We start from the raw sequence: 15,829 nt of genomic DNA, 5'->3' as shown, positions 1-15,829 counted from the left end.
AACTACGCTGCTTTTTGCGGCGCCGCGACCGTATTAAATTCCGCCAGCAATGTCGCTTGTTTATTTTTAGCGGCAAGCAAATGACGTTCTTTGACATGGCCGTAACCGCGGATATCTTCGGGCACACTGGCAACCGCAACCGCACTGGCGAGATTGCCCGTATTCAGCAAAGGCAGTAGTTGCTGTATCGTCTGCTTGTATTCAACCACCAGCGCACGTTCGGTTCTGCGTTCTGCTGTATATCCAAATACATCGAACATACTGCCACGCAAAGATTTCATTTTCGCCAGCACACCGAATACTTTCATCATCCACGGTCCATAATGCTGCTTGATCAGATGTCCCTGAGCATCGTGTTTGGCAAACAATGGTGGTGCGAGGTGGAAATGTATTGCGTAATCACCCTCAAACATATCGGCAATTTTTTTCTGGAATTTGCCATCGGTGTACAAACGTGCGACCTCGTATTCATCTTTGTACGCCATCAGTTTGAACAGATATTTCGCCACTGCCTCGGTCAGGCGTAATGGCTTACCATCGGCAATCGCAACCTCCGCCGCTTTGACTTTATTGACGAATTCACTGTACTGAGAAGCATAAGCAGCGTCCTGATAATCCGTCAGGAAAGCAATCCGTTTGGAGACGATGTCATCCAGGGTCGGTGCGCGCTTCAGCTCGATCACCTGCGCCGGAGCTACCAGTTTCTTCACCGCCGCCAGATCATGCGCTGCGATGCGCCCCCAGTTAAATGCCTGCTTGTTGAAATCAATCGCAACACCATTGAGTTCAATTGCACGCATCAACCCAGCTTCACTCAGAGGCACGCAGCCTTTTTGCCATGCAAAACCCAGCATGAACATATTTGAAGCAATATTGTCGCCCATCAGTGCCGTTGCCATCCGTGTGGCATCGACCATATCGACGCGGTCTTCACCACAAGAGTGACGGATTTCCGCTTCCGCACTCTCACCCGGGAAAGTCCAGTCCGGATTTTTAATGAATGTCGAGGTCGGTGAAATAGAGGAATTGACGACCGCACGGGTACGGCCTTCGCCCATACGCGATAAGGCATCACGACTGGCTGTCACAACTTCGTCGCAACCGATCACCAGATCCGCCATGCCGGTACCGACACGTGTGGAATGCAAATCGGCAGCATTGTCTGCAAGACGCACATGCGACATAACGGCGCCGCCTTTTTGCGCCAGACCAGTGATATCGAGTACGGAGCAGGCTTTGCCTTCCAGATGCGCTGCCATCGCCATGATCTGACCAATCGTGATCACGCCGGTGCCGCCGATACCGGTCACCAGTACGTTCAGTGGTTCTTTCGTTGCAGGTAAAGCCGGTGCAGGCAAGCTGGCAACATCGAGCGCAGTTCCTTGTTCTGCTTTCACCTTCGCTGGTTTTTTCAGCTTGCCGCCTTCAACGGTGACGAAGCTTGGACAGAAGCCGTTCACACAAGAAAAATCCTTGTTGCACGACGACTGATTGATCTGGCGCTTGCGTCCGAATTCGGTTTCCAGGGGTTCGACCGACAGGCAGTTTGATTGCACCGAACAATCGCCGCAACCTTCGCAGACAGCTTCATTAATCACCGCGCGCTTGGCCGGATCAGGGAAACCTGGCTTGCCATCTTTGTCAAATTTTTTCCGGCGGCGACGCTTTTCAGACGCACAGGTCTGATCGTAAATCATCGCGGAGACGCCTTCAATTTCACGCAACTCACGCTGTACTGCATCGAGTTCACTGCGATGACGCACTGTCACGCCGGGAGCCCAGTTGTAATTGGCCGGATATTTTTCCGGCTCATCGGTCACAACGATAATCGGTTTGACACCTTCTGCCGCAATCTGGCGCGAAATCATGCCGGGGTCCAGCGGACCGTCAAACTCCTGACCACCTGTCATCGCAACGGCGTCGTTAAACAAAATTTTGTAGGTGATATTCACATGTCCGGCAACTGCTGCACGTATCGCCAGCAAGCCGGAGTGGAAATAGGTGCCGTCACCCAGATTACTGAACACATGCTTTTCATTCGTGAACGGCGCCTGACCTACCCAGGTCACGCCTTCTCCCCCCATGTGACTGAAAATTGTCGATTCACGGTTCATCCAGGTCACCATGTAATGGCAACCGATACCCGCTAAAGCACGGCTGCCTTCCGGCAATTTGGTCGAGGTATTGTGTGGGCAACCTGAACAGAAATGCGGAACGCGATCTTTGTTGGGATCAGGTTTAGCCGCGACGTTCAGCATTGCCTCTTTGGCTTCCAGATAAGCGACACGCTGTTTGACGCGCTGTTCAACAGGATGGCCGGAAAAATACCTGGTGATACGGGATGCAATCGCACGGGCGATCTGCGCCGGGCTCAGTTCATACGTCGCAGGCAGCAGCCAGTCGCCATGACCGCTATGATCGAGATCGCTCCATTCACCTGTATCGTCAAACTTGCCGACCACGCGAGGACGTACATCATCCTGCCAGTTGTACAGCTCTTCTTTGAGCGCGTATTCGAGAATCTGACGCTTCTCTTCGACCACCAGAATTTCATCCAGACCTTTGGCAAATTCGCGCACACCCTGCGATTCCAGCGGCCAGGTCATGCCGATTTTATACAAACGGATTCCAATGTCGGCGGCTGCCTGCTCATCAATGCCCAGATCCGCCAGTGCCTGACGGGTATCGAGATACGACTTACCTGCGGTGATAATACCGACTCGGGCACGCGGACTATCCCAGATGATCTGATTCAGTTTATTGGCGCGTGCATAAGCCAATGCTCCGTACCACTTGTAATTAATCATGCGCGCTTCCTGCGCGAGCACAGGATCAGGCGTGCGTATGTTGACACCATCGGCCGGCATCTGGAAATCGCCGGGAATAATCGGTTTAATACGCTCGGGATCAATCTCCACTGAGGCACCGGATTCCACCACTTCAGTCACACATTTCATCGACACCCAGAGCCCGGTGTAGCGTGACAAAGCAATACCATGCAAACCGTAATCCAGATATTCCTGCACCGACGACGGATACAACACCGGAATACCGCAGGCTTTCAGAATGTGTTCGGACTGATGTGCCGCGGTTGACGATTTGGCCGCATGGTCATCACCCGCAATGACCAGTACACCACCGTGCTTTGATGTGCCGGCCAGATTCGCATGTTTAAACACATCACCGCAGCGATCAACACCCGGGCCTTTGCCATACCACATTGCAAACACGCCGTCGTATTTCGCTCCCGGGAACAGATTCACCTGCTGCGTTCCCCATACCGAGGTGGCGGCCAGATCTTCGTTCACGCCTGGATGAAATTTCACATGTGCTTTTTCCAGATACTTTTTTGCTTTACTGGCGGTCAGATCGACGTTGCCTAAAGGCGAACCGCGATAGCCGGTAATAAAACCAGCGGTATTGAGCCCGGCTTTTTCATCAGCCTGCCGCTGCAACATCATCAGGCGTAATAATGCCTGGGTGCCGGTCATAAAAGCGCGTCCGCGCTCCAGCGTGAATTTATCGTCGAGGGAAATAGAATTGTCGATCAGCGCCTGCTGCTCGGGTCTGAGAGGTGCATTCATGGGGTCTCCGTGCTTTTTTTTGTATGGCATTGGTATTTGCCAATAAACAGAATCACCTTGTGAGTGAATCATATACTTTTTAATTCTGGCCGCACATTAGCATGCAGCATGGTACGCCCCCATGCACAGTCACGCACAAAAACACCAGTACAGTATGACTGACAGTGCGGCAAAGTGTACTGTTGACTAATAGAAATGATATAGCCATTTTCTATGACCCCGATCTATATTGTTGTTATTGTTGTTTTTATATACTGAGTACAATGATCCGAGGGTTCTTTTCTGGGAAAATGCAACAACGTTCCATGGCGCGTTCACTCCAACGAAAAATAACTATGCCAGCCTCAAGAGACAAACTGCTGAACACACTCATGCGGCCGAGCGCTGCCATGATGAGCAAGCTCAGCTTGCGTACCAAACTGCTGTCGATGTTTATTATCCTGATGCTGCCGACGCTGCTGCTGGTGATGTACATGCTGTCGAAGATGCAGACAGATGTTGAAATCGCACAAAATGAGCTGAGTGGCATACAAATCAACCGTCAACTCATGGATGTGATGATCCAGACGCAAAAACATCGCGGCCAGGTTAATCTGAAGTTATCCGGTGGGAATATCGACGCCGATCTTGCGATCACCAGAAAAGCCTTGTCAGACAGTCTGTCACGACTACGCCTGGAAATTTCGAATAATCCGGAATTCCAGCTCAGCGACAACTGGACGCCACTGGAAGCTGAATTACGCCAGTTAGCCGCGGGTCAGGTCGCCGAAACATCTGCCGCCAGCCTTGCTCAGCACACCAGTCTGATCGCCAGAATCCAGGATTTCTCCTTGTATGCGAGTGAGCGCAGCGGCTTATTCTTTGACCCTGAAGCTGCCACCTATTTTCTGATGGATGCGGCCGTCATCAAAATTCCGACCTGGATAGAGCAAGTGGCACTGCTGCGAGGGCTCGGTGCCGGTTACATTAAATCCGGGACGATAGATTTCTCTGGTAAAGCGGCGATCATCTCGCGTCTGAGTGCTTTGCAATCTGCGATCAAGGCAGTCAACGATCTGGAACAACAACTGAAACGAGCTGGTGAAATCGTCCCGGCTGAACAACAGGCCAGCATCAAAGCCAGCGAAGACTTTGCCGCGCTGGCGCGACAGAATTTACTGGGTGACACTATCAGCGGTGATGCCGGCAGCTATTTTGAGCAAGGGACACAAGCGATAGAAAAAGCCGTCAGGCTGCAGCAACAATTGCATCAGCGCCTGAATGATCTGCTCAGTGAACGCGTGGACAAACAAAGTTTGCGCAGAAATCTGATTTTTTCCATTCTGCTGCTGTTATTTATGACGACGGCTTATCTGTTACTGGGGTTTTATCGCGGCTTTATGCAGGCACTGCACGCAGTGCGTGAGTCTGCATTGTCAGTATCTTCCGGCGACCTGACCAGACAAATTCATATCGATGGCAAAGACGAGCTGGCAGAAACCGGGAACACTCTGGAGACAATGAATCTGAACCTGTCAGGGCTGGTGGCGAATGTACGTACGAATGCGAGCAAGGTATCGCAACTCGGTCAGAATCTGTCCAGTGATATCGGTGATCTGGCAGTCAGAACCGAGCAGCAGGCATCAAGCCTGGAAGAAACCACCGCCAGCGTCGAAGATCTCTCGGCCACAGTAAAAAAAAATGCTGAAAACGCCCGTGAAGTAGATCATCTGGCCTCCAGCCTGAGCCAGATCGCGGCTTCCAGCGGTGATGCGATGCACGCGGCAGTCACATCTATGCAGGGGATACAGCAAAGTGCGCTGAAGATGCATGAAATCATCAGCATGATCGACGGCATCGCTTTTCAAACCAACATCCTCGCACTCAATGCAGCGGTCGAAGCGGCACGTGCCGGTGAACAAGGGCGCGGCTTTGCGGTAGTGGCAACCGAAGTCCGCAGCCTGGCGCAGCGCAGTGCCGATGCGGCGAAACAGATCCGCGATCTGATCGATCAGTCTGTTCATCAGGTACAGCATGGCGTCGGTCAGATCAACGATGTCAACACCACACTCAGTAACATCGTCACCGGCATACGCGATCTGGCGGGCAACATTAATGAAATATCCAGCGCATCAGACGAGCAAAGCAATGGTCTGGCGCAGATTTCTGAAGCACTCAAGCATCTGGATGAAATCACGCAAAGCAATGGTGGCATGGCAGAACAAGCGCGCAGCATGGCAATTCATCTGGAACAGCGCGCTACCTATCTGACCAAAGCCGTTGCCGGTTTTCACCTCAGGCAAGGAACGGCCGACGAAGCCTATCTGATGGTAAAGAAAGCGGTCGAGCTGTTCCAACGCAGAGGCAAAGCAGCACTGGCAGAAATCACCAGCGATAAAGACCGGCAATTCAGCCATAAAGACATGTATGTGTTTGCCTTCAACCGCGAAGGTCAGTATCTGGCTTTTGGCGGCAATGCGGAAAAACTGAAGCTGAATCTGTTTCACCTGAGCGGACTCGACGGCCGCAAACTGGTGGCAGATGCGTTCAGCCTGCCGGCATCGGGTGGCTGGGTCGATTACACCATACTGAATCCTGTCTCGAATCAGGTCGAAGGTAAAACCTCGTATATCGAAGCAGTGGCAAACGACATCGTTATCGGGTGCGGCGTATATAAAGCCGACGGCAGCTAAATCCTCGCGGCGGGCGCATCATCGCGCGTATCCCGCGATATAATGCGCTCATGAAACTCAAATTCACCAAAATGCATGGCGCCGGCAATGATTTTGTCGTGATCGATGCAATTCACCAGCAGATACAATTCACCCGCGAACAGTGGCAGCATATTGCTGACCGCCGTTTTGGCATCGGTGCCGATCAGATTCTGGTGGTCGAAAAATCAGACAAGCCGGATGTCGATTTTCGCTACCGCATATTTAACGCCGATGGCGGCGAAGTCGAGCAGTGCGGCAATGGCTCACGCGCTTTCGTGCGTTTCGTCATTGAAAAAAAACTGACCGACAAATCGACAATCCGCGTTGAAACCATGTCCGGCATCATTGCTCCGCGCATGGAAAGCGACGGCAGCATCACCGTTGATATGGGCGCACCGGTATTGGAACCGGCAAAAGTTCCTTTCGACAATTCCGGGCTGACTGCCTTTCCCCAGTCCGATGATGTGTTATGGCCAATCGATGTGAATGGCAAAACAGTCGCGATTTCTGTGGTCTCGATGGGCAATCCCCACGCAGTGCAGGTGGTTGATGATGTCGAGATGTTTCCGGTCGCAGCCGATGGCCCTGTGATTGAACATCATCCGCGTTTTCCGAAACGCGTAAATGCAGGTTTTATGCAAATTAAGGATCGTCATCACATCCGCTTGCGCGTGTATGAACGCGGTGCGGGTGAGACGCTGGCCTGCGGTACCGGTGCCTGTGCTGCCGTGGTTGCCGGCATCCGGCGCGGCTTGCTCGACAGCCCGGTGCGCGTCACCACCCATGGCGGCGAACTCTCTATCGCGTGGCAAGGCGAAGGCAGCTCTGTTATGCTCAGCGGCCCGGCAGTCACGGTCTTCGAAGGCGAAATTAATCTCTGATCAATGTAATGAATTCAACTGACATCGCAACCTACCTGATCCAGAATCCGGATTTTTTTGAAGAGCACGCAGAATTACTGAGTGCGGTCAAACTGACGAGCCCGGTCATGGGCCGTACTATTTCTCTGCAAGAACGGCAAATGGAAGTCGTGCGTGAAAAGTATCGCGCGCTGGAACTCAGATTGTCCGAATTAATGCGGATCGCGGAAGAAAATCACGACATCAGCCAAAAGTTTCAGGCATGGACGCGTGCCCTGCTGCTGGCGCGCAATGATGTTGATCTGCCGTTTGTTCTGACGCAGGGTCTGCAGGATATTTTCCAGCTGCCGCACGCCACCTTACGCCTCTGGAATGTCGCCCCTGAGTTTTCTCACACCTGGTTTGCAGCACCCGCCAGCGAAGATGCCATTCTGTTTGCGAAAGGCCTGACAACGCCGTTTTGCGGTCCGAATCAGGATTTTGAAGCAGCCAGCTGGATAGAAACCAGCACGCCGGTGCAATCCATCGCGATGTTGCCGCTGCGTCTGTCGCCAACATCACCAGCCTTTGGTTTGCTGGTACTGGGTTCGCCCGATCCGGCGCGTTATACCAAAAACATGGCTACCGATTTTCTGGTCAACATCGCCGATACCAGCAGCGCGGCATTGACCTGCCTGATCGATATTTAATTCACTGACGCCAGACCGGAGTCGCCATGGCAACGCCAGCTCACCTGCCGGATACGACTGCCGCTGGCGACAATCTATTGCATGCGTATCTGGAAGTCTTACGCAGTCAGCGCCAGCTGTCACCGCACACGATCAGTGGTTATGCCCTCGATCTGCGCGAACTGCAGCAATACGCCGGCTCACAGGCGATCACAGAACTGAGCACTGCGCAAATCCGCCGCTTTACATCTCAACTCCATGCCCAGGGTTTAAATGCCCGCAGCATCGCACGCAAACTGTCGAGCTGGCGCGGCTTTTACCGTTGGCTGATGGAGCAGCATAACCTGAACAGCAACCCGGTCGAAGGCATACGCGCTCCGAAAAAAAGTAAGCCTTTGCCCAAAGCACTCGGCGCCGATGATGCCGTGCGTCTGGTGTCGTATCGCGGTGGCGACGAGGCCACGCCACGCGCAAATCGCGCCATGTTTGAACTCTTGTATTCGAGTGGTTTGCGCGTATCCGAACTGGTCGGCCTGGATGTCGCCGCGGTACAAGAGCCTGGCTATGCATCGGCGGGCTGGATCGATCTGGATCAGGGCGAAGTGCACGTCACCGGTAAAGGCAACAAACCACGCATTGTGCCGGTCGGCGCACCAGCGCTGGAAGCCATACGCGACTGGCTGGCCATCCGCGGCAGTCTCGTCAAAGCCGATCCGCATCCGCTGTTTCTGAGCGAGCGCGGTACACGAATTTCGGCGCGTCTGGTGCAGTTGCGCATCAAAGCCCATGCACAAAGTCTGGACATCCCTGCCAACGTGCATCCACACATGCTGCGTCATTCCTTTGCGTCACATGTACTGCAATCGTCCGGCGATTTACGCGCGGTACAGGAAATGCTGGGACACAGCTCGATTGCCGCAACGCAGGTGTATACCTCACTCGATTTTCAGCATCTGGCAAAAGTCTATGATCAGGCCCATCCGCGCGCCAAGAAATAGCATACTCCCCCTTGTTTTTATCATTTCCCCCTTAACGTCCATATAAAATAAGGACATTAAAATATACTCCCCCCAGTATATTTAGCGCTTATTTATCAGCTGAAACCGCCTCTGACGCCTGCTCGAGTCAGCAGCGCATGTACGGTCTCCTGTTTTCCTCCGCATCAAAAAAGCCACACCGGATACGGCAGTCCGTATCATTCCCGGGCCAGGTCACTGACGCGTAATAATGCCTTGTTACATTGGGATACTTTTAACCCCTCTGGACGAACGAAAATGAAATTCAAGGCTCTTTACGTCGCTGTACTCGGCGCCGCACTCACTCTCTCGGTCACTGGTTGCGGCACCAGCACAAACGATCCGGCACCTGTTGCTGACGCACCGAAAAATGTAATTTTTTTCCTGGGCGATGGCATGGGTATGACAACCATGACAGCAGCGCGTATTTACTCTGTCGGTGAAGATGGCGACCTGACTATGGATACGCTGCCGGAAACCGCTTTCGTTAAGACTTTCTCTAACGATGCACAGGTCACTGACAGCGCACCGTCGATGTCGGCTTACATGACCGGCGTCAAAATGAATAATGAAGTGATTTCCATGTCACCGGACACCGTTGCGGTTGATCCTGTCGCTGATGCGAACGGCAACAAACTCGGAAATAACTGCGGCACGAAAAACGGCAGCAGCGTACCGACCTTACTGGAACTGGCGAAAGCCAAAGGTTTATCGACCGGCGTCGTCACCACCACGCGCGTTACCCACGCAACACCAGCGGCCACTTACTCACATATCTGCCACCGCGATCTGGAAAATGATATCGCTGCTGCTGCCGTTCCTGGCGGTGCCGGCTACAACACTGCGCTGGGCGCAACAGGTCTGGACGTACTGATGGGCGGCGGTCTGCAATTTTTCACACCATCTAAAAACGGTGGCAAACGTGCTGACGGCCGTGACTTAGTCGCTGAAATGAAAGCGAAAAACTACGCTTATGCCAGCAACGCTGCAGAGTTCAATGCGATTGACGGCACCAAAACAGATCGTCTGCTCGGCCTGTTCACTTCCAGCCATATGAGCTACGACCTTGATCGCGATCCGGCCAAAGAACCTAGCCTCGCAGAAATGACGACCAAAGCAATGGACGTGCTGGCAAAAAATTCCAAAGGTTATTTCCTGATGGTGGAAGGTGGCCGTATTGACCATGCTTTGCACGAAACAACTGCCAAGAAGGCACTGCAAGACACAGTGGCATTCGATAACGCCATCAAAGCGGCGATTGCCAAAGCCAAGATCAGCGACCCTGATCTGAAAAACACACTCATCGTCGTTACTGCTGACCACGACCATACGCTGGTACTGAACGGCTACGCCAAACGTACCGGTAAAACGGCTAGCGGTAATCCGGGTGTGCTCGGCGTGGTGAAAAACTATGTGACTGGCGCAGTCGAAAAAGATCTGGATGGCGCACCGTATTCGATTATCGGTTTCGGTAATGGTGAAAACCGCACACAAGGCAGCCGCAGCAGCATGATCAGTCTCGATGAAACCACCACCAGCGCCAATACTTACCATCAGGAAGCGGTGGTACGCGTGGCAGCAGGCAGCGAAACACACGGCGGTACGGATGTATTCCTCGGTGCGATTGGTAAAGGCGCCGATACTTTCCTCGGTACGATCGATAACACGAAAGTCTTCGGTCTGGTGAAATCGGCCTCTGGTTTGTGATTATTGAATATTGTTGAGAACGGATAACTGATTATGAAACGCACACTTTTAGCCGCCACACTGGCGATGACTTTTGCCAATGCTGCAAACGCTGCAGGCGAAGCAAAAAATATTATTTTCTTTTTGGGCGACGGCATGGGCCCGTCAACGATCACGGCATCGCGTATCTATAAATACGGCGAGGACGGCAGCCTGAATATGGATAAGCTGGAACGCACAGCCCGTATCAAGACTTACTCAAACGATGCGCAGACAACCGACAGCGCACCGTCGATGGCCGCCTACATGACAGGCGTGAAGATGAATAACGAAGTCATCTCCATGACTGCCGACACCGTTGCCACGAATCCAGGTAAAGATGCGAATGGCAATCTGGGTATCAACAATTGCGCGGCCACCGGTAACGGCACTGCGGTACCAACGATCCTGGAACTGGCAAAAGCCAAAGGTAAAGCAGTCGGTGCTATCACCACCACCGAACTGACGCACGCAACACCAGCAGCAACTTACTCACACATCTGTAACCGCAATGCGCAATACGCGATTGCGGCACAGGCAGTACCAGGTGGCGCAGGTTACAACAGTGCCTTGCTGGACGGTGTCGATGTGCTGATGGGTGGCGGCCGTAACCACTTCCTGCCTTACGACGCAAGCACCAGCATCGGCAAACTCGGCCGTGCCGATGGCCGCAATCTGCTGAATGAATTCGCAGCCAAAGGCTACACCGTTGCGGCGACAAAAGCAGACATGCTGGCAGCCCCGACGAATAAAAAATTCATCGGTTTGTACAGCAGCAAAAGCCATCTGGAATATGAGCTCGACCGTACTGCAACACCACCGGTTGGCGAAGGCGCGAATCAGCCTAGTCTGGCGGAAATGACGACCAAAGCAATGGATATTCTGTCGCAGAATTCCAATGGCTATTTCCTGATGGTCGAAGGCGGTCGTATCGATCATGCCTTGCACGGCACAAACGCGAAACGCGCACTGACCGACACCATCGCATTTGATGATGCTGTGAAAGCTGCGTTAGATAAAGCAAAACTGACCGACCCGACGCTGGCCAATACGCTGATCGTAGTAACGGCAGACCATGACCATACGCTGGCATTCAATGGTTACGGTAAACGCGGCAATCCTATTCTGGACATTAACCGCGATTACAAAACAGGTCAGCCGACAAAAGATGCGGATGGCAATACCTACACTACTCTGGTGTTCGGTAATGGTCCTAACCGTCCTAACCTGCGCTCGAATCTCGATAGTGCAACGGTACTGGCAGATAACTACTTGCAAGAAACCGGCGTGCGTCTGGCCAGTGAAACCCACGGCGGCGGTGACGTAAAATTGTTTGCCACCGGTGCAGGTGCAAAAGCATTTAAAGGCACGCTGGATAACACTAAAGTATTCACACTGCTGAAATCAGCTTACGGCTTCTGATTGAACCGTCGCTGAGTCTAAAAAAACCAGAGGGTACTGCCCTCTGGTTTTTTCATCTTTACGGCGATCCGCGCAGATCGTCTGATATTGCAATCTTCACGAGCACGAAAGTCTTATTTAAAAATGAAATTCAACTATCTTATCGCCGCACTTGGCCTGGCTCTGTCCGTCAGCCAATTTGTAATGGCAGCGCCAGCGACGCCTGAGACGACAGCGCCGGATCTGGATCTGAAAATACAAAATTACAGCCGGGTGTTAACCCCGGAAGGCGTGACGCGCGAAGCACGCTACGAAGAAACCCTGTTACGCCGCGCGAAACATGTCTGGATCGCCCGCGTATTACCGGCTGGCATGCATGACCACGCCGATGGCGATCATGCTGATGAGAAGAGCAACAATAAGAAAATGAAGGAAGCAAAACATAAACACTTCAACCATGTAGTGCTTCCTCGTCATGTGTTTCAGGAGGGTAATAAGACCCAGATCGAATTTGTGAATGCCAAAGATAAAGAAATTATCGCGATTCCGGCTTCCGAATACGACAACGTGAATTTCGACGGCTCGTGGGAAAACGCGTTTTATCTGGTTGATCCCAAACTCGTCAAATCCATGCCACTGTCAAAGAAGACTCCGACCGTCAGCGGTGCTCAATGGCGTGAACGCGAAATGAATGGCAATTTCCAGAGAATATTATGGGATGAGCAAAAACAAATTCCGCTGATTATCGAGAGCGGTGATAAAGCGGGTACCTTCTTCCGACGCGTCGAAGTCAAGCTTCAGTCTCCGCTCAGCACTAAGCTGCCATGGCAGAATTTAAAAGGCTATGCGCAAAAAGAATATGCGGATTTTCTTGATTGATTTGCATGCAGATCAAGCGCGCTCTGGGCGCGCCCGTTTATGCATGAACGTGCAGCACAGAGATCAGATACTCCCCGCTTCTGCGCCATGAATACCGCTGACGTCCTTATCAAATAAGGGCTTCAAAATATACTCCCCCCAGTATATTTGAACGTAAAAAAGGACAGAATGATCTGTCCTTTTTTATTCAAAGCTAAATTGCACTTCCGGTCAGCTTTGTGCCGGAAGTTCCGCTCGTCAGCTTTATTTCGTCAGTTTGACACTGCTGACATCAGCGGTCAGATAGCCCACCGCGGAGGCAAAACGATCCTTATAGTTCGCACGCACCAACGGATCGAGCGCAGGCTTAACGATATTGTGGATGCCGCCCCAGTCGCCGGCGTGCTGGAAATTGCTGGTGATGTAGGTCCAGCCATTCAGATTATCCACCACCGACAAACCGGTCGCTTCGGCACCGACAGGCATCGATGCAACACGTGATAATTTTTTGGTATCGACGTTGTAAGCCCACAAGAAATTATTCACGTGGTAACCGCTGTCTTCGCCAATGAACAGGGTGCGCAGTTTTTCTGAGAATTTCAGATTATCCGGCGCACTGATTTTATCCGGATTGCAGGTATTGCCCAAAGCATCTGCTGCAATATCTTCACCGATCAGCAAAGTCTTGGTGACCGTCGGTACCCATTCACTGTTGATCGGCGCACCGGAAGTATCTTTCTGACCGCCTGTCAGCGTATGCGCCAGAATACCACCCGCGTTCAGGGCTTTTTCCAGCGTCACGCCGAAGGCTTCGTTCCATGCCGCATTACCACGCACCATGGAACTTTGCATGTTTTGCAGAGCCGAATACGCAATCTTATCTTTCGCATTGACGGTGGTGCCTTCCAGCTTCGTCAACGCCATACTGCCGCCCATCAGGGCGGCGTAACGATGGGTTTCGAGGAAAGCCGCGGCTTTTTCCATGCCGGCTTTGACGCGTACCCACTGGATTTTTCCGCCGATATAAATTTTGGTGTAAGTCGGATCTTTAGGATCGGTGTTCGAGACATCCATGATGTCTGTCGGTTTCAGCTTATTTGCCAGCGCTTCGATTTCCGCACTGGTTGCGGAGCCGAGTTTAATCCAGCTCAGCGGCGCGCCGGCAGCGGCTGGATCAAGTGAGAAACCCGCGCCGATTTTAGCAACATACAAAGTACCTGAAGACAGATCTTTTTCCTTGTCTGCGACGAAAATGAACAAGCCACCATTCGTTGCATCGTCACCCATCAGTGCCGTGCGGTTGTCCGGGAAAACCTGTATCAGTTCATGCGAAATACGGCCGAGGCAATAGTGCTTTTTAATTGAACCGGTACCGTCGGGATTGACCGTCACTTCTGGCAAATGCCCATAGTGGTAAGGATTTGCTTTGGTCGGATCTCCGTACAAATTCGTGCTGTACGCTGCAAACATCGTGTTTGAGCTGATTGTGAATGTGTCCGGCTCATACTCTTCACTCGACAAATGCGTGTTCCACGGCGACAGGCTGGAACCGCAGGTAATCCACAAACCATTCACTTTGGAAGTGTCAACGTTATGGTATTTCACCAGAGTTAATTTACCGGTTGTCTGATCCTGATCCAGCGTCAGTACCGCAATCGGTGACGGCAATTTACCGTACATATCAGTTTTGCCGTCCTGTGCCCAGGTCGTGTACTCGAACTGCACGACTGCAAATACTGCCTTGCCTTTGATGCCGCTGACTGTCGGGTTTGGCAGCGACAACAGGGAAGTGCCATCCGGCGAATCGGAGAAGTACTGACGCTCTTTACCGGCGACAGTCGCATCGATAATCGGCTTGTTATTTATATCGTAGTAACCGCCGGCCAGCACTGTGCCACCATTACCGTTCGGCACCATATCGCCGGTCAGGAAGAAAGGCTGATAAGCGAGTTTGTATGTTTGTGTGGAATTGTCGCTGAACGTGACGTTCAGGCTGGAAGCCAGCGTCGTGGTAGCCATCGCAGCAGCGTTTGACAATGCCGGTGCAGCCATCGCGGTAAAGTCTGCGGACACAAAATTAGCGACCGAAGCCGCCGGCGACGCTGCAATCGTCGAGCCACCACCGCAGGCAGACAGCAGTGATGCCGAGGACATCGCACCGAGCGGTAACAACGGTGCACCAGCGAGGAATTTTAATGCCTTGCGGCGACCTGATTGAGGTTGATCTGACATAAGAATAATCCCAGAGTGAATGACATCAAAACAAGGGCATCAGCGATGCGCGGCGCACAAATTCAGTGAGAACCAGCTACGCAGAACAGCGCGCATCCGCGGATTCACCGCCGCGCAGTTTAAAAAGCAAATATGACAAGACGATGAATGGAAACGATGAGTAAAAAGGCGGCGCTAATTACTGCTTTTTTGTGCCGTGATTCTGAACAGGCACACTTTTGCAACTGAATTGCAGTTTCAGGCATAATGCCGGCTTATTCTTGCTTATTCTTTCCTGCATTCGATATGAAATCTGCGCATCACAGTCACACTGTCAGCGACCAGGCGCAAGCCTCGGACTTGCTGCGGGCCAGCGGCGTCCGCGTCACCGATGCCAGGCTGGGGGTATTGTCGGTATTACTCGATACCAAACGGGCACTGTCGCATCTGGAAGTACAGGATGCGCTGCCTGAGATGGACCGGGTCACCTTGTATCGTGCACTGGATTGTCTGACTGAAGCCGGTCTCACGCATAAAATCTCCGGCGACGACCGTGTTTTCCGCTACAGCACCGGCAGTGAACAGTCTGGCGAGTCAAAAACCGGGGTGACTCAACACCAGCACGGTCATTTCAAATGTACCCGCTGCGCCCGCGTGTTTTGTCTCGATGACGCAGAACAGCCCGCGTCTTTACACGAACAATTGCAGGCGACCCTGCAAGCAACACTGGGGCGTGGTTTTCAAAGTCATGACATTGAGCTGACCATCAAAGGCTGGTGTGCTGACTGTTCCGATTAACTTTTCTTTCTGACG

General features: G+C 52.4%; 10 protein-coding genes. 8 read left to right on the top strand and 2 right to left on the bottom strand.

What is annotated here, in order from left to right; genetic code table 11:
* Positions 1-2: 2 nt before the first annotated feature.
* Positions 3-3,584, bottom strand: coding sequence for an indolepyruvate ferredoxin oxidoreductase family protein (locus ACOTSW_RS10340; protein ID WP_423678997.1), 3,582 nt, complete (start codon positions 3,582-3,584; stop codon positions 3-5).
* 335 nt (positions 3,585-3,919) lie between these two features.
* On the opposite strand from ACOTSW_RS10340, the gene ACOTSW_RS10335 reads away from it, so the two are divergent.
* The 7 genes from ACOTSW_RS10335 (at position 3,920) to ACOTSW_RS10305 (ending at position 12,826) form a co-directional block, all read left to right on the top strand.
* Positions 3,920-6,256: a methyl-accepting chemotaxis protein gene (locus tag ACOTSW_RS10335; protein ID WP_423678996.1), complete on the top strand. Its 2,337-nt coding sequence runs from the start codon at positions 3,920-3,922 to the stop codon at positions 6,254-6,256.
* 50 nt (positions 6,257-6,306) lie between these two features.
* On the top strand, positions 6,307-7,158 hold the full coding sequence (gene dapF, locus ACOTSW_RS10330; protein WP_423678995.1) for a diaminopimelate epimerase: 852 nt from the start codon (positions 6,307-6,309) through the stop codon (positions 7,156-7,158).
* A gap of 8 nt (positions 7,159-7,166) precedes the next feature.
* A complete protein-coding gene (locus ACOTSW_RS10325; RefSeq protein WP_423678994.1) occupies positions 7,167-7,826 on the top strand; it encodes a DUF484 family protein in 660 nt (219 codons plus the stop codon).
* Positions 7,827-7,852: 26 nt separating this feature from the next.
* Entirely contained in the window at positions 7,853-8,803 is a 951-nt protein-coding gene (xerC, locus tag ACOTSW_RS10320) for a tyrosine recombinase XerC (protein WP_423678993.1), read from the top strand.
* A gap of 276 nt (positions 8,804-9,079) precedes the next feature.
* Entirely contained in the window at positions 9,080-10,528 is a 1,449-nt protein-coding gene (locus ACOTSW_RS10315) for an alkaline phosphatase (RefSeq protein ID WP_423678992.1), read from the top strand.
* Positions 10,529-10,561: 33 nt separating this feature from the next.
* Positions 10,562-11,968: an alkaline phosphatase gene (locus tag ACOTSW_RS10310; protein WP_423678991.1), complete on the top strand. Its 1,407-nt coding sequence runs from the start codon at positions 10,562-10,564 to the stop codon at positions 11,966-11,968.
* Positions 11,969-12,091: 123 nt separating this feature from the next.
* Positions 12,092-12,826, top strand: a complete 735-nt coding sequence (locus ACOTSW_RS10305) for a hypothetical protein (RefSeq protein WP_423678990.1) — start codon at positions 12,092-12,094, stop codon at positions 12,824-12,826.
* A 243-nt stretch (positions 12,827-13,069) separates the two neighbouring features.
* Here the strand turns inward: ACOTSW_RS10305 and ACOTSW_RS10300 are convergent, their stop codons facing one another.
* Positions 13,070-15,037, bottom strand: coding sequence for a PhoX family protein (locus ACOTSW_RS10300; RefSeq protein ID WP_423678989.1), 1,968 nt, complete (start codon positions 15,035-15,037; stop codon positions 13,070-13,072).
* Positions 15,038-15,322: 285 nt separating this feature from the next.
* Between ACOTSW_RS10300 and ACOTSW_RS10295 the strand changes: the two genes are divergently transcribed.
* On the top strand, positions 15,323-15,814 hold the full coding sequence (locus tag ACOTSW_RS10295; RefSeq protein ID WP_423678988.1) for a Fur family transcriptional regulator: 492 nt from the start codon (positions 15,323-15,325) through the stop codon (positions 15,812-15,814).
* Positions 15,815-15,829: the final 15 nt, after the last annotated feature.

Origin of the sequence: Undibacterium sp. WLHG33, assembly GCF_049544815.1 — a bacterium.
Classification (GTDB): Bacteria; Pseudomonadota; Gammaproteobacteria; order Burkholderiales; family Burkholderiaceae_D; genus Undibacterium.
Note: the sequence above shows the minus strand (reverse complement) of the source record. Positions and strands in the feature narration are given on the sequence as shown.

Excerpts from the sequence above, each read along its gene's own strand:
- ACOTSW_RS10340 (WP_423678997.1), bottom strand. The coding sequence starts at position 3,584 with ATGAATGCACCTCTCAGACCCGAGCAGCAGGCGCTGATCGACAATTCT.
- ACOTSW_RS10335 (WP_423678996.1), top strand. The coding sequence starts at position 3,920 with ATGCCAGCCTCAAGAGACAAACTGCTGAACACACTCATGCGGCCGAGC.
- dapF (WP_423678995.1), top strand. The coding sequence starts at position 6,307 with ATGAAACTCAAATTCACCAAAATGCATGGCGCCGGCAATGATTTTGTC.
- ACOTSW_RS10325 (WP_423678994.1), top strand. The coding sequence starts at position 7,167 with ATGAATTCAACTGACATCGCAACCTACCTGATCCAGAATCCGGATTTT.
- xerC (WP_423678993.1), top strand. The coding sequence starts at position 7,853 with ATGGCAACGCCAGCTCACCTGCCGGATACGACTGCCGCTGGCGACAAT.
- ACOTSW_RS10315 (WP_423678992.1), top strand. The coding sequence starts at position 9,080 with ATGAAATTCAAGGCTCTTTACGTCGCTGTACTCGGCGCCGCACTCACT.
- ACOTSW_RS10310 (WP_423678991.1), top strand. The coding sequence starts at position 10,562 with ATGAAACGCACACTTTTAGCCGCCACACTGGCGATGACTTTTGCCAAT.
- ACOTSW_RS10305 (WP_423678990.1), top strand. The coding sequence starts at position 12,092 with ATGAAATTCAACTATCTTATCGCCGCACTTGGCCTGGCTCTGTCCGTC.
- ACOTSW_RS10300 (WP_423678989.1), bottom strand. The coding sequence starts at position 15,037 with ATGTCAGATCAACCTCAATCAGGTCGCCGCAAGGCATTAAAATTCCTC.
- ACOTSW_RS10295 (WP_423678988.1), top strand. The coding sequence starts at position 15,323 with ATGAAATCTGCGCATCACAGTCACACTGTCAGCGACCAGGCGCAAGCC.